Source organism: Microbacterium aquimaris (genome assembly GCF_039531285.1).
In the GTDB taxonomy this organism is placed as follows: Bacteria; Actinomycetota; Actinomycetes; order Actinomycetales; family Microbacteriaceae; genus Microbacterium; species Microbacterium aquimaris.
Map to the genome: position 1 here is coordinate 423483 of NZ_BAAAPT010000002.1, position 16168 is coordinate 439650.

13 protein-coding genes are annotated in these 16168 nt (G+C 70.3%); 4 read left to right on the plus strand and 9 right to left on the minus strand.

Features of this window, described 5'->3' with window-relative positions:
* Positions 1–11: 11 nt before the first annotated feature.
* From hrcA to lepA, 4 genes are all read right to left on the minus strand, one after another.
* Positions 12–1052, minus strand: coding sequence for a heat-inducible transcriptional repressor HrcA (gene hrcA, locus ABD204_RS11560; RefSeq protein ID WP_194424725.1), 1041 nt, complete (start codon positions 1050–1052; stop codon positions 12–14).
* A gap of 97 nt (positions 1053–1149) precedes the next feature.
* On the minus strand, positions 1150–2367 hold the full coding sequence (gene hemW, locus ABD204_RS11565) for a radical SAM family heme chaperone HemW (protein WP_194424724.1): 1218 nt from the start codon (positions 2365–2367) through the stop codon (positions 1150–1152).
* 19 nt (positions 2368–2386) lie between these two features.
* A complete protein-coding gene (locus ABD204_RS11570) occupies positions 2387–3037 on the minus strand; it encodes a DUF1990 domain-containing protein (protein WP_194424723.1) in 651 nt (216 codons plus the stop codon).
* A gap of 52 nt (positions 3038–3089) precedes the next feature.
* Positions 3090–4949, minus strand: a complete 1860-nt coding sequence (gene lepA, locus ABD204_RS11575; RefSeq protein WP_194424722.1) for a translation elongation factor 4 — start codon at positions 4947–4949, stop codon at positions 3090–3092.
* Between the two features lie 159 nt (positions 4950–5108).
* Here lepA and ABD204_RS11580 point away from each other — a divergent pair, with 159 nt between their 5' ends.
* Both ABD204_RS11580 and rpsT read left to right on the plus strand, forming a co-directional pair.
* Positions 5109–5855, plus strand: a complete 747-nt coding sequence (locus ABD204_RS11580; protein WP_194424721.1) for an alpha/beta hydrolase — start codon at positions 5109–5111, stop codon at positions 5853–5855.
* 109 nt (positions 5856–5964) lie between these two features.
* Entirely contained in the window at positions 5965–6225 is a 261-nt protein-coding gene (rpsT, locus tag ABD204_RS11585; protein ID WP_194424720.1) for a 30S ribosomal protein S20, read from the plus strand.
* A 138-nt stretch (positions 6226–6363) separates the two neighbouring features.
* Here the strand turns inward: rpsT and holA are convergent, their stop codons facing one another.
* From holA to pabB, 5 genes are all read right to left on the minus strand, one after another.
* Positions 6364–7401, minus strand: a complete 1038-nt coding sequence (gene holA, locus ABD204_RS11590; RefSeq protein ID WP_194424719.1) for a DNA polymerase III subunit delta — start codon at positions 7399–7401, stop codon at positions 6364–6366.
* A 9-nt stretch (positions 7402–7410) separates the two neighbouring features.
* Complete coding sequence (locus ABD204_RS11595) at positions 7411–9753, minus strand: ComEC/Rec2 family competence protein (RefSeq protein WP_194424718.1); 2343 nt, start codon at positions 9751–9753, stop codon at positions 7411–7413.
* The gene (locus tag ABD204_RS11600; RefSeq protein ID WP_322597610.1) at positions 9753–10340 is read right to left on the minus strand and encodes a ComEA family DNA-binding protein; all 588 of its coding nucleotides are present in this window, start codon (positions 10338–10340) and stop codon (positions 9753–9755) included. The genes ABD204_RS11595 and ABD204_RS11600 overlap by 1 nt, the downstream gene beginning before the upstream one ends.
* 87 nt (positions 10341–10427) lie before the next feature.
* Positions 10428–13022 (minus strand): leucine--tRNA ligase, encoded by a 2595-nt coding sequence (leuS, locus tag ABD204_RS11605; RefSeq protein ID WP_194424717.1) that lies wholly within the window; start codon positions 13020–13022, stop codon positions 10428–10430.
* 61 nt (positions 13023–13083) lie between these two features.
* Positions 13084–14388: an aminodeoxychorismate synthase component I gene (gene pabB, locus ABD204_RS11610; RefSeq protein WP_194424716.1), complete on the minus strand. Its 1305-nt coding sequence runs from the start codon at positions 14386–14388 to the stop codon at positions 13084–13086.
* A gap of 36 nt (positions 14389–14424) precedes the next feature.
* On the opposite strand from pabB, the gene ABD204_RS11615 reads away from it, so the two are divergent.
* Together ABD204_RS11615 and ABD204_RS11620 are read left to right on the plus strand one after the other, a co-directional pair.
* Positions 14425–15111 (plus strand): DedA family protein, encoded by a 687-nt coding sequence (locus ABD204_RS11615; RefSeq protein ID WP_194424715.1) that lies wholly within the window; start codon positions 14425–14427, stop codon positions 15109–15111.
* A 5-nt stretch (positions 15112–15116) separates the two neighbouring features.
* Positions 15117–16154 carry an App1 family protein phosphatidate phosphatase gene (locus ABD204_RS11620; RefSeq protein WP_194424714.1) on the plus strand — a complete coding sequence of 346 codons (1038 nt, stop codon included), beginning with the start codon at positions 15117–15119 and terminating at the stop codon, positions 16152–16154.
* Positions 16155–16168: the final 14 nt, after the last annotated feature.

Genomic DNA, 16168 nt, shown 5'->3' on the forward strand with positions numbered 1-16168 from the left:
CGTCGAACGCCTCAGCGGGCGTTCTCGTCCTCTTCGAGCAGTCGCGACAGGTAGCGCGCCACGGCGCGCACCGATGCGAGGTTGCTCGGGTAGTCCATTCGGGTCGGCCCCAGCACGCCGACGCGCGCGCGGGCACCCGACGCGTCGTACTCGCCGGCGACGACCGACGCCTCCGCCAGGCCGAAGGGTTCGTTCTCGCGTCCGATACTCGCCGCGAGTCCGTGCTCGTCGGCGACCATCTCACCCATGAGGCGCATCAGGGTCACCTGCTCCTCGATGGCCTCCAACAGCGGGTAGATGCTGCCGCGGAAGTCCGATTCACGCCGGGCCAGGTTGGCTGTCCCCGCCATCACCAGGCGATCCTGCCGGAACTCCTCGAGCTCTTCGGCGACGACCATGGCGATGACGTCGACGAGCGCTTCGTGCGGCGCCCGCGCGTCTGAGGCCGCCGCGAGCCGGTCGGCGATGGCCTGTGCACCGTCGCGGATCGGCCGGCCGACGGTGAGATCTGCGATCGCCGTGCGCATGCGGAAGATGTCTTCCTCGGCCGGGTCGTGGGGCAGGAACACGAGTCGCTGCGAGACGCGGCCGGTGTCGGTGACGAGCACCACCAACATGCGCCCCGTGTCGAGTCCGACCAGTTCCACATGGGAGACGTGGGCCTGGGCGAAGGACGGGTATTGGACGATCGCCACCTGGCCGGTCAGCTGCGTGAGGGCGCGGACGGTGCGCACCATCAGGTCGTCGAGGTCTCCCGGCGCCTCCAGGAACGATGCGATCGCCGTGCGTTGCGCGGGCGAGAGGGGACGCACCTCGGCAAGGTGGTCGACGAAGACGCGGTACCCCTTGTCGGTGGGCACTCGCCCGGACGATGTGTGCGGCGCCTCGATCAGGTCCTCGTCCTCGAGCAGGGCCATGTCGTTGCGGATCGTGGCAGCCGACACGCCGAAAGCGTGACGATCGACGATCGACTTGCTCCCGACCGGCTCGCGCGTCTCGACGAAGTCCTGCACGATCGCGCGGAGGACTTCCAGTCCGCGTGCGCTGACCATTGATCCTCCCGCGTACGTGTCCGGCGTGCACTGGCACTCGTCTCGAGTGAGTGCCAATTCTACCGTGCCCGACGGCGGTCGCGTTCCGGCCCGCCGCTCAGCCGGTGAGTGCGCGGACGACCGCGTCCGCGAGCAGCCGCCCGCGCATCGTCAGCACGACGGTGCCGGCGATTGCCTGCGCCCCGTCGATGAGGCCGTCGGCGATGAGCCCCGGCACGGCGGCGCGACCGTCGGCGGGTACCTCCGTCACGGGCAACCCCTCGCGGATGCGGGAGCGCAACAGAACGGTCTCGAGAGTGCGGGAGGTCTCGTCGGGACGCTCCCTGCCGGCGGCGGGTGACTCCCCGCGCGCCAACCGCGCCGAGTATGCGGCTGGATGCTTCACGTTCCACCAGCGCAGACCCGAGACGTGACTGTGTGCCCCCGGGCCGAACCCCCACCAGTCCGTACCCCGCCAGTAGGCAAGGTTGTGCCGGGACCGGTCGGTGTCACCACGAGCCCAGTTGGACACCTCGTACCACTGGAGGCCGCCACCGGTCAGGGTCGCCTCGGCACGTTCGTACATGTCGGCCTGGAGGTCATCGTCCGGGGCGGGAACCTCCCCCCGTCGGATCTGCCGGGAGAGCTTCGTGCCGTCCTCGATGATCAGCGCGTAGGCCGAGACATGGTCGGGAGCAAGCGCCACAGCCGCGTCGAGCGAACGCGCCCAGTCCTCCAGACTCTCCCCCGGTGCGCCGTAGATGAGATCCACGCTCACCTTCAGCCCCGCCGCACGCGCCGCCATGACCGCCGTCTCGACGTTCTCCGGACGATGGGTGCGATCGAGTGCGGCGAGCACGTGGGGAACGGCCGACTGCATGCCGATCGACATGCGCGTGACACCGGCCGCCGCGAGCTCTTCGACCACGTCCGGGCTCACCGTGTCGGGATTGGCCTCCACCGTCACCTCGGCGTCGGCGTCGATCCCGAACGTCTCGCGCACCCCGTCGAGCATGCGAGCGAGGTCGCCCGCCGGGAGCAGCGTGGGGGTGCCTCCGCCGAAGAAGACCGTCGAGGCCGGACGAAGCCCCCCGCGCGCTGCGAGGACCCGCCCGGCGAGAGCGACCTCCTCGAGCAGCGTGTCGGCATAGGTGTCCTGGCGTGCGCCGCGCAGCTCGGTCGCGGTATAGGTGTTGAAGTCGCAGTATCCGCAGCGGACCCGACAGAACGGCACGTGCAGGTACGCGCCGAATGCGGTGCCGGGGTCGACGACGAGGTCCTCGGGGAGGGCGCCGTCCGCCGGGGCGGGATCACCGAGAGGAAGCGCGGCGCCCATCAGCGCCTCTGATCGACGCTCACGCGGGCGTCGTGTACAGCGGTGAGATCGCCCGCAGGTAGCGGGTGAACAGCTCGCGGCGGCGACGGCGTGTCAACGCGGGGCACAGACGGTACGGCAACGCGCGAGGCGCATCGAATGCGCGCACGGTGAACCACACCTCGTCGTTGTCGTACCACTCGACCATGAACGACTCCTCGCCGCTGACGACCGAGCCACCGAGCGTCCCCAACGCGAAGCCGGTGCGACGCGGCTCCTCGATCGCGAAGATCACGCGCAGCTCCGCGTCGGCGCTCATCCCACCGACCCGGCCGGACAGATGGATGGTCGTGCCCGCGGCGACGAACGGTGTTCCGTCGGCGTCGAACCGCTGGTCGGCCTGGGTCCGGCTCGGCGCGATCGGCGCCCCCTCCGCATCGAAGCTGACACCGGAGTACATCGGCCCGGGCGCCGGACGCACGTCGCTGAGCGTGAGACCGGTGCCCCGCTGGGCCGCCCACGACAACAGCGCCTCACCCGCGCGGAGGAAGCGCGCCTCACCCGACCCGATCCGCCACGACTGCTCCGCGGGGATGCTGCGCTCCGGCGGGAAGTGCATGAGGTCGGGCGCCTGTGTGGCTCCGACGGCGGCGTAATCGACCGTGTCGTCCTTGAAGGTTCCGCGGCGCATATACCGAGCCTACCGATCCGCTCCCGGGCATCTGGCGAGAGCCGGATGCGTTCTACTTCTTCGCTTCCACGTCACCCGACAGCGCGGCGATGAACGCCTCCTGCGGGACCTCGACGCGACCGACCATCTTCATGCGCTTCTTGCCCTCCTTCTGCTTCTCCAGAAGCTTGCGCTTTCGGGAGATGTCGCCGCCGTAGCACTTGGCCAGGACGTCCTTGCGGATGGCGCGGATGTTCTCGCGGGCGATGATCCGGGCGCCGATGGCGGCCTGGATGGGCACCTCGAACTGCTGGCGCGGGATGAGCTTGCGCAGTCGCTCGGTCATCATCGTGCCGTAGCTGTACGCCTTCTCGCGATGGACGATCGAACTGAACGCATCCACCTTCTCCCCTTGGAGGAGGATGTCGACCTTCACGAGGTCCGCCGTCTGCGAACCGGCCGGCTCGTAGTCCAGGCTCGCGTACCCCTGCGTCTTCGACTTCAGGTGGTCGAAGAAGTCGAACACGATCTCACCGAGGGGCATGTTGTAGCGCAGCTCGACACGATCCTCGCTGAGGTAGTCCATGCCGAGCAGAGATCCCCGGCGCGCCTGGCAGAGCTCCATCACGGTGCCGACATAGTCCTTCGGCAACAGGATGCCGACCTTCACGACCGGTTCGGAGACCTCGGCGACCCGGCCGTCGGGATACTCGCTCGGGTTGGTGACGCTGACCGTCTCGCCGGTGTCGGTCACCACGTCGTAGGTCACCGACGGGGCGGTGGTGATCAGGTCGAGCCCGAACTCGCGGGTCAGCCGCTCGGTGATGATCTCCAGGTGCAGCAGACCGAGGAACCCGCATCGGAACCCGAATCCGAGGGCGACGGAGGTCTCGGGCTCGTACTGCAAAGAGGCATCCGAGAGTTTGAGCTTGTCGAGCGCCTCGCGCAGGTCGGCGTAGTCGCTGCCGTCGATGGGATAGATACCCGAGAAGACCATGGGCTTCGGGTCGGTGTAGCCGGGGAGCGGATCAGCGGCCGGCTTACGCTGGTCGGTGATCGTGTCACCGACCTTCGACTGACGTACATCCTTCACACCCGTGATGAGGTAGCCGACCTCGCCCACGCCGAGCCCCTTCGTCGGGATCGGTTCGGGACTGGACACGCCGATCTCGAGGAGCTCATGGGTGGCGCGCGTGGACATCATCTGGATGCGCTGGCGCGGCTCGAGCTTGCCGTCGACCATGCGGACGTACGTGACCACACCGCGGTACGCGTCGTAGACCGAGTCGAAGATCATCGCGCGCGCCGGCGCGTCGGCGTCGCCGACCGGCGCCGGGATCGTCTCGACCAAGCGGTCCAGGAGCGCCTCGACCCCCATGCCCGTCTTGCCGCTGACCCGCAGCACGTCCTCCGGCTCACCGCCGATGAGACCGGCCAGCTCGGCTGCGAACTTGTCCGGGTCGGCGGCCGGCAGATCGATCTTGTTCAGGACAGGGATGATCTGGAGGTCGTTCTCGAGCGCCAGATACAGGTTCGCGAGGGTCTGCGCCTCGATCCCCTGCGCGGCGTCGACGAGCAGGATCGCCCCCTCGCACGCGGCGAGAGAGCGCGAGACCTCGTAGGTGAAGTCGACGTGGCCGGGCGTGTCGATCATGTTGAGGGCGAACGTGTGCTCGACACCGGCCTCGTCGGTGACCGCCCACGGCATCCGCACCGCCTGCGACTTGATCGTGATGCCGCGTTCGCGCTCGATGTCCATGCGATCGAGGTATTGGGCACGCATGTCACGGTCGGCCACGACGCCGGTGATCTGGAGCATCCGATCGGCCAGGGTCGACTTGCCGTGGTCGATGTGGGCGATGATGCAGAAGTTCCGGATCGACTCCGGCGGGGTCGCGGAAGGCTGCAGGGGCGTGAGTGCGCGCGGTGACATGTCCCGACGATTCTACGGGGGAGCCGTCTCCCCCGTCGCCACCGCACACCCCACTCCTCACCCATGTCCCGAAATCGGCGCGCACGCCGGCCGCTGAGCGCAGAGAAGGGGACACGATCGGACACCACGCGGGGGTGAACCCGCGTTTAGTCTGGAGACATGGCGGTTCAGGTCGTGCTGGTGCACGGGATCCGCACGTCCGCGACGATGTGGCGCGCGCAGATGGAGCATCTCGACCGGCGCGGGTACGCGGTGACCGCGGTCGATCTTCCCGGCCACGGCTCGCGCATGCACGACGTGTTCACGCTCGACGAGGCGTTCGTCACGATCGACCGCGCCGTCCGAGCGGCGGCCGAGCGGGGCCCGGTCCTGCTGGTGGGCCACTCGATGGGCGGGCTGCTGTCGATCGAGTACGCCGGCGCGGAAGACCCGCCGCCGGTCGCCGGATTCATCGCAGCCGCGTGCACGGCGATCCCACGCGGCGTGGGGTTGGCCACGTACCGTATGTTGGCCCGCGGTTTCGACGCCCTTCCCGACCGCGGGATGTGGCTGACCGACCGCGTGCTGGATGCGACGCTGCCCGATGAGACGCGATACGACTTCGCCGCCGGCGGCTACGCCTACGCCGCGCAGGACGTCGCGTTGCGCACCCTGTCCGTGCTGGATCTGCTCGGCGCCCTGGAGCGCATCGACGTGCCGATGTGGTTCGTCAACGGGCAGTACGACCAGCTCCGCGTGAACGAGCGGCTGTTCACGAAGATCGCCCCCCACGCCGAGCTGATCGTCGTCCCGAAGACCACTCACCTGGTCACCGCGATGCGTCCGCGCGTGTTCAACGCCCTCCTGGATCTGGCGATCGCGACCCTGGAGAACCCCGCGTCGGAGCAAGCCCCGCGAACCTGGTAAGATCGGTGTTTGGCTTGCGTGTGGGTTCCCACCCTCACGACCGCCGTGCGGCATCCCTCTCTTGCCTCTCGGCATTCCACCGATCACTCCGAACGAAAGATACGTCGACGTGGCGAACATCAAGTCGCAGATCAAGCGCAACAAGACCAACGAGAAGGCGCGCGAGCGCAACAAGGCCGTCAAGAGCGAGCTGAAGACCGCAGTGCGTCGCACCCACGAGGCCATCGCCTCGGGCGACAAGACCGCTGCGGAGAAGGCCCTCGGGTCGGCGACCAAGAAGCTCGACAAGGCCGTGAGCAAGGGCGTCATCCACAAGAACCAGGCGGCGAACCGCAAGTCGGCGATCGCCAAGCAGGTCGCATCGCTCTGAGCGACGCACCTCACCCGAGGAAGGCCCGTCCCGATTCCGGGGCGGGCCTTCCTCGTTCACGGAGGGGGCACGCCCTCGGCCGGGTACGAGGCACGAGGCACCCACGCGAGCCGGAACCGCGTGGGTGCGGGCGGCGCGTCAGTCTCCGAACGGTGCGCGGGTGGCGATGACCGTCACGAGCCGCTCGACGGCGAACACGGCGTCCCGGGACGCCCCCTTGACCTCCGCATCGGCGCGCGCGGCCGCCTGGATCGCGCGTTGGAGGGCGGCTTCATCCCACCCGGCAAGGTCGCGTCGGGCACGATCGACCTGCCAGTCCTTCAGTCCCAGGCGAGCCGCCAACGCGCCGGAGGACTCCCGGACGCCGTACACGCGCGCCATCGTGCGCAGCTTCGACGCGATCGCCGCCACGAGCGGCACCGGATCGGCGCCGGAGGCGATCGCGTGCCGCAGGGACACCAGCGCCTCGCCGTAGCGCCCGGCGATCGCCGTGTCGGCGACGGTGAACGCGGACGTCTCCACACGACCGCCGTAGTAGCGCTGCACGGTCTGTTCCGTGATATCGCCGGCCACATCGGAGATCAACTGCTGACACGCGGCGGCCAGCTCGGTCACATCGTCGGCGAACGCCGAGGTCAGCGCGCGGAGCGCGGCGGGCTGGATGCGGCGGCCGGCTGCGGAGAACTCCCCCGCCGCGAAGTCGTATCGGTCCGCATCGCGCTTGATCGCGGGACAGGCCACTTCGACTCCCCCGCCCTGTCCCGACCGGACGGCTTCGAGGAGCTTCTTGCCCCGCACACTCGCGCCGGTGTGGCGCAGGATGACGGTGGCGCCCTCCTGGGGGGCCTGCACGTAGGCCAAGGCCTCACGGAGGAACGCGTCAGAGCACCGCTCGACTCCGCTCACGCGGACCAGCCGCGGCTCGCCGAACAGCGAAGGCGAGGTCATCGCCAGGAGGGCTCCCGCCTCGTAGGAGTCGGCCCGGATATCGGAGACCTCCAAGCTCGCGTCCTCGGCCCGCAAGTAGTCGCGGATGCCGGCGATCGCGCGTTCCGCGCACACCTCCTCCGGCCCGGACACGAGCACGAGCGGTGCCGGTTGCGGCGACCGCCAGGAATGTTGCGGAATGGCCGATTTGGACGCCGCCGGGGAACGACGGCGGGCGGACGGCGACATGGCTCCAGCCTATCCGGCGGGTGGGACAGCGGCGGGTGCGACAGCGGCGGCGTGCTCGCGCCACACCGACAGTTCATCACCCTCCCGCCAGACCGCCACCAGCCCGTGCCGGTCGGTCCGCGCCACGACCCCGCCGTTCCCGCCCACCAGAGCCAGGGCCTCTGCGCGCGGATGCCCGTAGCCGTTGTCGGCGCCGACCGTGACCAGGCCCACGCGCGCGGCGATCCGTTCGTAGAGCACCGCACTCTGGTCGGCGCTGCCATGGTGGGCGACCTTCACCACCTCGAAGCGGCCGGTCACGCGGGGAAGGAGTTGTCGTTGGGGCGCCTCGGAGAGATCCCCCAACAACAGCACGGAGGGGATCGCCCCACCGGAGAAGGCCGTCACGACGCTCGCGTCGTTTCCGGGTGCCACGGTCCGATCCGCGGGCGGCCAGAGCACCTCCCACGCGGCGGGTCCGAGCGCACCCGCCGCCCCGGCGGCGACCTCGTGGACCTCCGCGCCACCGTGCTCGAGCGTCGCGAGGATCGCCGCGTCCTCCGCCGAGCCCACGGGACCGTGGATGACCGTCGCCGTCCGCCCTGCGACCGCGTCCGCCGCGCCGGCGTGATCGTGATCGAAGTGGGTGAGCACGAGGAGGTCGACGCGGTCGACACCGGTGCGCTCCAGACACCTTCCCAGTGCGACGGAGTCGGGTCCCGTGTCGATGAGCGCGACCTGGTCTCCCGCCCGCACGAGGACCGCGTCCCCTTGACCCACGTCGCACGCGACGATCTGCCAGCCCGCCGGGATCGTCATCGGCCCGAGGACGCCCCCGAGTGCCGCGGTCCCGGTCACGACACCGAGGAGGACGGCGACGAGGGCGCGGGACACGCCGCGCACGCGCCGCGGGAGCGGAGCGTCGCCGCGTAGCCCGATCGACAGGCCGACGGCGATCGAAGCCGCCGCCAGGAGCACCGCCCCGCCGGGGCCACCGATCCAGGGCAGCTGATCGCCGGGAAGCGCACCCACCGTCGCGGCCGTCGCGGCGATCCACGCCGCCGGCAACCACGCGAGGGCAGCCAACCCCGAGGCCAGGACGGGCAGGGGCCCGGCCAGGCACGCGGCCAGCCCGAGGACGGTGACCGCAGGTGCCGCCGGCGCGGCCAGAACGTTGGCGGCGACGCCGTAGATCGGGACGACGGGGGTGATCAGGATCAGCAGCGGCCCGCACGCCAGTTGCGCCGCGAGCGGGACGGCCACGACGAGGGCGAGGGGCGCCGGGAGGATCCGGGCGAGCCCGGCCGCCAACGGTCGTGCGAACAGCAGCAGCGACGCGGTGGCCGCCGCCGACAGGGCGAACCCGAGGGAGCCGGCGAGCCAGGGGTCCAGCGCGAGAGCCCCGGCCACCGCCGCCGACAGCACGGCGATCCCCTGGGCGGTGCGGCCCAGAAGCAGCGCGAACATCGCGACCGCGGCCATTCCGGCCGCGCGCACCACGCTCGGCTCGGGCGTGACCAGCAGGACGAATCCGGCGAGCGAGACCATGGCCACGGCGATCCGCACGCCTCGACCGGCTCCGGCGGCCGCCACGAGCCCGAAGGCGATGCCGACCACCAACGCGCAGTTGGCGCCGGACACGGCCGTCAAGTGCGACAGTGATGCCTGCTTCATCGCCTCGTCCAGCGGTTCGGGCACGAGGAGGGTGTCACCGACGGCCAATCCGGGCACCAGCGACGCTCCGTCCGTCGGCAGGCCCGCGACCGCCTCCAACAGGCCACGGCGCAGGTCGCTGGAGACCCGCAGGATTCCCTCGGGCGGGGCAAGCACGTCGACGCCGCCCGAGGCGTGCAGGCGCGCCACCGCACGCTCCCCCGGCGCCGTCGGCTCGGGCATCCCGACCGTGCGGACGGTGGCTCCCGCATCGAGATCGACGAAGGATGCGACGTCGGCGGGTGCGACGATGATCTGGACGGGGACGGCGAGCGGCTCGGAGGCGCCGGCGACGCTGACCGTGACGGCGTCGAACGCGACACGATCGGACCCCCACCGTTCGATCTTCCCCGCGACGACGGCGGTCAGCTCTCCCACGCCGCGTCCCTCGCGGAGGTCGAGGAAACGTTCGCGGGACTCGGATGCCGCCCACACCCCCGATGCCGCCACCAGCGCCGCCAACGCGGCGATCACCGCCACCGCACCGAAGCGCCGCGCATCCGCCCGTCGCCGCAGCGCCGGGTACGCCACGGCGACGACCGCGACAGCGACGGCGCTCGCGGCGACCACCGCGGGTGCCGACTCCGGCCGTGTCGTCACCAGGCCGGCGACGATCCATGTGAGCACGGCCGCCGGAAGGAGCGTCCACGCCCGCCGCATCAGACCACGACCAGATCACGCAGCCCCGCGAGCACCTTCTCGCCGATGCCCGCGACCGCGAGAAGGTCTTCGACGCTGCCGAATCGGCCGTTCTGCTCTCGCCACGCGACGATCCGCGCGCCCAATGCCGGTCCGATGCCCGGCAGCGTCTCGAGGGTCGTCACGTCCGCGGTGTTGAGGTCCACCGGCCCGCCGCCCTCGCCCGCGGACGTGGGCGGCGAAGGGGACTCGCCGATTTCCGGGACGTGGAGTTGCTCGCCGTCGCCGAGAGGCCGCGCCAGGTTCACCGCCGCGGAGTCCCCGTCTCCTGTCAGCCCGCCGGCCGCCGCGATCGCGTCCATCACCCGCGCATCAGGCTCGAGCACGTACAGCCCGGGTTTCGCGACGGCTCCCGAAACATGGATGTACAGTCCGGAAGCAGCGGGTGCAGCCGTGGCGGCGGGTTCGACAGGGACCGGTTCGACGGGGGTCGCCGCCCCACGGATCAACCCGACGGCGACGGTCACCGCGAGGGCGCCGAGCACCAGCGCGACAAGTCCGCCCACGCCCCACCGCCGGGCGGTCGGGGTCTCGGGCGTGCGCGTCACGAGCTCACGCTACGGGCGGCACGAGACCGGCCCCGTACCCGGCGGCACACCGGTGGAGGACTCGCCGCAGACGCCGCCTGGGGAGGATCAGTTCGCGCTGAAGCTGACGACCTTCGGCGCGCGGACGATGGCTCGTGCGATGGTCTTGTCGCCGAGCGCGCGGACGACACGGGCGTCCTCGCGGGCGAGCTTCTCGAGGGCGTCGGGCTCGATGCGAGCCGGCACCTCGAGGGTCGCGCGCACCTTGCCGTTGATCTGCACCACCGCCGTCACCGACTCCTCCACGAGGAGGGTCGGATCCGCGTGCCGCCACGGGACGAGGCCGACGAACGGCTCATACCCGAGCGTCTCCCACATCTCCTCGGCGGTGTGCGGGGCGAACAGGTCGAGGATCATCGCCGTCGCCTCCGCCGCTTCGCGCACGGCCGGGTCTGCAGCGCCGGCGCCGGTGTCGATCACCTTCCGGGTCGCGTTGACCAGTTCCATCAGCCGGGCGACCACGACGTTGAACTTGGTCTGCTCGACCAGGGTCGGGGCGTCCGCGAGCAGACGGTGGGTGATGCGCCGCAGTCCCACGTCGCCGTCCTTCCACACGACGTCGGGGGCGCTGGTGACATCGTGCGCGACCCGCCACGCCCGCGACAGGAACTTCTGGGCGCCGGTGGTCGACACGTCGTTCCAGTCCTTGTCGTCCTCCACCGGCCCGGCGAAGGCGAGCGCGACCCGCAGCGCATCGGCACCGTGCGCGTCCAGTTCGTCCTGGAAGACGACGAGGTTGCCCTTGCTCTTGGACATCTTCGTTCCGCCCAGGATGATCATGCCCTGGTTGATGAGGCTCGAGAACGGCTCGGTGAAATCGACCAGGCCCATGTCGTACAGCACCTTGGTGATGAAACGCGCGTACAGCAGGTGGAGGATGGCGTGCTCGACGCCACCGATGTAGAAGTCCACCGGTGCCCACTTCATCGCCTCTGCGGGCGAGAACGCCTCGTTCGGGTCACCGGGCGAGAGGAACCGCAGGAAGTACCACGAGCTGTCGACGAAGGTGTCCATCGTGTCGGGGTCTCGCCGCGCGGGTCGACCGGTCTCCGGGTCGACCGTCTCCACCCAGTCGGTGGCCGCCCCCAGCGGAGAGGTGCCCTTCGGAGCGAGGTCCAGCCCGGCCGCATCCGGCAGGGTCAACGGCAGCTGGTCCTCGGGGACCGGCACGATTCGGCCGTCATCGGTGTGGATCATCGGGATGGGCGTGCCCCAGAACCGCTGGCGCGAGATGAGCCAGTCGCGCAGACGGTAGGACTTCGATGCACGCCCCGCGCCCTTGGCCTCGAGTTCCTCGATCATGCGTGCGATCGCGTTGCGCTTGGACAGGCCGTCCAGCGAGCCGGAATTGATCATCCGCCCCTCACCGGCCAGCGCCACGCCGGTGCGCGCCGGGTCGAGATCGTCCAACGACGGATCGTCGGCGAGCGGGTCGACGGGGTTGCCCTCCTCGTCGAGGTCGATCACCGGGATGGCGCCGGTGATGGGCGCGGTGGTGTCGACGACGACCTTGACCGGCAGGTCGAATGCGCGGGCGAAGTCGAGGTCGCGCTGGTCGTGGGCGGGAACGGCCATGACGGCGCCGTGTCCGTAGTCGGCCAGGACGTAGTCCGCCGCCCACACCGGCAACCGCTCACCGTTTGCGGGGTTGATCGCGTAGCGCTCCAAGAACACACCGGTCTTGGGACGGTCGGTCGACTGCCGCTCGATCTCGGTCTGGCGTCCCACCGACTCCAGGTATTCCGCGAACCTCTCCTGCACCTGCTTGGAGGCCCCGGCGGCCAGCTCGGCGGCCAGGTCACTCTCGGGCGCGACCACGAAGAAGGTGGCGCCGTGGAGCGTGTCGGGGCGCGTGGAGAACACCGTCACCTTCTCGTCGCGTCCCTCGATCTCGAAGTCGATGTCGGCGCCGACCGAGCGGCCGATCCAGTTGCGCTGCATCCGGATGACCTTCTGCGGCCAGCGTCCCTCAAGCTGGTTGAGGTCGTCCAGCAGGCGGTCGGCGTAGTCGGTGATCTTGAAGTACCACTGCTCGAGCTTCTTCTTCACCACGACGGCGCCGCTGCGCTCGGAGGTGCCGTCGGGCAGCACCTGCTCGTTGGCGAGCACGGTCTGGTCGACCGGATCCCAGTTCACCGAAGCGTCCTTGCGGTAGGCGAGCCCCCGCTCGTGCAGACGCTGGAACAGCCACTGGTTCCACTGGTAGTAGTCGGGGTCGCTCGTGTGCAGGACCCGGTTCCAGTCGAAGGACACCCCGTAGGAACGGAAGCCCGTCTTCTGCTGGGCGATGTTGTCGTAGGTCCACTCGCGCGGGTCCGCCCCCCGCTTGATCGCCGCGTTCTCGGCGGGAAGGCCGAAGGAGTCCCATCCGATCGGGTTGAGCACGTTGTACCCACGATGACGCCAGAAGCGGGCCACGATGTCGGAGTACAGGTAGTTCTCGGCGTGACCCATGTGCAGATCGCCCGACGGGTACGGGAACATCGCCAGCACGTACTTGCGAGGACGGGTGTCCTCGGGGCCGCCCGCCTTGAACGGATCGGCCTGTTCCCAACGCTGCTGCCACTTGCGCTCGACGGCGTGCGCGTCGAAGCCGCCTCCGTCGTGGGAAGCGGCGCTGTCGGGGGTGGAGTTCTGTGACACGTGGGGAACCAATCGAGGAGTACCGGGGCGCGCGGAAGGCGTCTTTCAGGTTACCTGAGTCTCACGCGGGCCCCGCCCGCCGCCATGCCTCCGGGAGTTCGGCACCCACGGCGGCCAACGGCGCACGCGCCTTGACCGCGACCTCGGCCACCTCGGCCTCGGGGACGGACCTCCAGGTGATCCCGCCGCCCGCCCCGACCACCGCTCGGTGCGGCTCCACGAGCACCGAGCGGATCACCATCGCGAGGTCGGCCGCCCCGTTCTCACCGACCCATCCGAAGCAGCCCGCGAAGACCCCGCGGGGACCTCGTTCGAGCCCGTGGAGGATGGTCATCGCCGACACCTTCGGCGCCCCGGTCATGCTCCCCGCGGGGAATGTCGCGGCCAGGACGTCGGTGGTGGACACCCCGACGCGGAGCCGTCCGGTGACCGTGCTCACAAGCTGGTGCACCGCCGGGTAGGACTCGACGGCGAGCAGGCGCGGAACGCGTACCGAGCCCGGTCGGCATACGCGCGAGAGGTCGTTGCGCATCAGATCGACGATCATCACGTTCTCCGCGCGCTCTTTCGCGCTGGCTCGCAGTTCGTCGGCGGCGGCCCGGTCCGCCACGGGATCGCCGTGGCGCGGGCGGGTTCCCTTGATCGGGTGGGTGGCGACCCGTCCCCGGTCGATCTCGAGGAAGCGCTCGGGGCTCGCGCTGGCCAACGCGACCTCGCCGGAACGGATGAGGCCCGCGTGGTGCGAACCGGTCGCCGCCCGTAGCCGCCGGAAGACCGCGACGGCGTCCGCCCGCGTGGCGACCTCGAAGCGCGTGGTCAGGCACAGCTGGTAGGCCTCGCCTTCCCGGATCGCCCGCCGACACGCGGCGATCGCCCGCACGTAGGCGTCGGGCCGGTGCCGGGCGACCGCCTCGAGTCGCGGCGCCGGCGCGACCGGGGGCGCGACGGCCACCCGCGCGACCGCCGCCATGAGGGCGTCGATCCGTGTCGGCGCGGCGATGAGCACGACGGCCTCTCGGGCGTGGTCGAAGCCGATGCACCAGTCCACGCGCATCCCCCGTGCGCCCGGTGCCTCGATGTGGGCGGGGACTCCGGCGCCCCGGGCGGCGGAGTCGTAGTCCATCCATCCGACCCATCCGCCGACGGTCGGACCGGATGCGGAGCCTGCCCCCGGGTGGATGTGCACCCGCGGCGGAGCGTCGTGGTCGCGCCCCGGCAGGCCGGCCCCGACCCATGACCACCCCTGGACGGCGTCGTCCCCGGCGTCGAGCCAGAACGAATTCTCCGCGTCGCCGCACAACGCGACGTAGACGTCCTCCGGGTCGACCCACTCGGGGTATTCGACGCGGACCGACGGGGATTTCACACCTCCAGGCTAGGCCGCGCACGTAATCTCGATGGGGTGAACGACCTGCTCACCTGGATCCTCGACGCTGTGCAGTCGGTCGATCCGGTGTTGCGCACCGCCCTCGCGGGGCTGGCGATCATGTTGGAGACGAGTGTCCTCATCGGCTTGATCGTCCCCGGCGACACCATCGTGATCGTCGCCGGCACCGCGGTCTCCACCGTGTGGGAGGGCGTGATCCTGGGGGTCGTCGTCGTGATCGGAGCCCTCATCGGCGAGAGCATCGGCTTTGCTCTGGGACGCTTCCTCGGCCCCCGCATCCGCCACTCACGTGTGGGCCGTCGGATCGGCGAGGCCAACTGGGTGCGATCGGAGCGCTATCTGGAACGGCGTGGCGGACCGGCGATCTTCCTGTCCCGGTTCCTGCCCGTCCTGCACTCCCTCGTGCCACTGACGGTCGGGATGAGCGGCTATCGCTACACCCGTTTCCTGGCCTGGACCACTCCCGCGTGCATCGTGTGGTCGGCGCTGTACGTGTCGGTGTCCTCCGCGGCGGCCGGCACGTATCGGGAGCTCGCCGACCAGCTCCACTACGCCGGGTACATCTTCGTGGGCGTCATCGTGGTCTTCCTCGTCCTCGTCGTGGTGACCAAGAAGATCATCGAACGCGCGGAGCGGAAGCACCTCGTCGACGACGGCACATCCACGACGGCCCTCCACCGCCGCTCCGCCGTGGAAGACTGAGAGGCATGGTCGCCCCCACCGAGGAACCCGCACGCCCGAAAGTGCTGTGGCTGGCCCGGTGGGAACGCCGTTTCCACGCCTGGCGCGAGCGTCGGGCACGCAAGCGCGGACTGACCCCGACCGTCACACCGTTCCCGGGATACGGCAGCACCGAATGGGTGCGCGTCCTCGGACGGGTGCTGATCGTGCCGCCGCCGTCGTCGCGCAACGGCGGGGAGTACGGCGGCGTGCGCGGTTGGCGAAGCTTCGTCGCCGTCCCGATCGGGTTCGCGCAGGTGACCGTGACCATCGCCGGTGTCGCCCACGATGTCGTCGCCGACCGCGGCGGGGTCATCGACACCGTGTTGCCGGCCGGGTTGGAACCGGGCTGGCAGACGTTCACCATGTCCGTCGAAGGCGGCGCGCCCGTCGAGACGCGCGCGTTCATCGTCGCCCCCGACGTCCGCTTCGGCATCGTCTCGGACGTCGACGACACCGTGATGGTCACCGCGTTGCCCCGTCCCCTTCTGGCGGCGTGGAATTCCTTCGTGGTCGACGAGCACGCTCGCCAACCCGTGGCCGGCATGGCCGTGCTTTTGGAGACCCTGGTGCGCGATCGTCCCGGTACCCCCGTGATCTACCTGTCGACCGGGGCCTGGAACATCGCGCCGACCCTGACACGGTTCCTCCGACGTCACCTCTATCCGGCGGGCGCGACGCTGCTGACCGACTGGGGGCCCACGCACGACCGCTGGTTCCGCAGCGGGCAGCTGCACAAAGAGGCCAACCTCCGCAGACTCGCGGCCGAGTTCCCGGACATCACCTGGCTCCTGGTCGGTGACGACGGCCAGCACGACGACGAGATCTACACCACCTTCGCCAGCGAGCATCCCGACAACGTCGCCGCCGTGGCCATCCGACGGTTGTCCCCCGCTGAGGCGGTCCTGGCCGGGGGGCGCACCGCCGTGAACGACCACACCGCCGCGTCCGTGCCCTGGGTCACCGCCTCGCACGGCGAAGGCCTGCTGCGGCGGCTGCGGGAAGAAGGTGTGGTCGACGCCTGAACCGTGCCGACTTC

What these genes read in the sequence shown, in the direction of transcription:
- ABD204_RS11570 (WP_194424723.1), bottom strand. Translation starts at nt 3,037, where the DNA reads ATGCGCCGCGGAACCTTCAAGGACGACACGGTCGATTACGCCGCCGTC.
- holA (WP_194424719.1), bottom strand. Translation starts at nt 7,401, where the DNA reads ATGTCGCCGTCCGCCCGCCGTCGTTCCCCGGCGGCGTCCAAATCGGCC.
- ABD204_RS11595 (WP_194424718.1), bottom strand. Translation starts at nt 9,753, where the DNA reads ATGCGGCGGGCGTGGACGCTCCTTCCGGCGGCCGTGCTCACATGGATC.
- ABD204_RS11620 (WP_194424714.1), top strand. Translation starts at nt 15,117, where the DNA reads ATGGTCGCCCCCACCGAGGAACCCGCACGCCCGAAAGTGCTGTGGCTG.
- ABD204_RS11580 (WP_194424721.1), top strand. Translation starts at nt 5,109, where the DNA reads ATGGCGGTTCAGGTCGTGCTGGTGCACGGGATCCGCACGTCCGCGACG.
- hemW (WP_194424724.1), bottom strand. Translation starts at nt 2,367, where the DNA reads ATGGGCGCCGCGCTTCCTCTCGGTGATCCCGCCCCGGCGGACGGCGCC.
- hrcA (WP_194424725.1), bottom strand. Translation starts at nt 1,052, where the DNA reads ATGGTCAGCGCACGCGGACTGGAAGTCCTCCGCGCGATCGTGCAGGAC.
- lepA (WP_194424722.1), bottom strand. Translation starts at nt 4,949, where the DNA reads ATGTCACCGCGCGCACTCACGCCCCTGCAGCCTTCCGCGACCCCGCCG.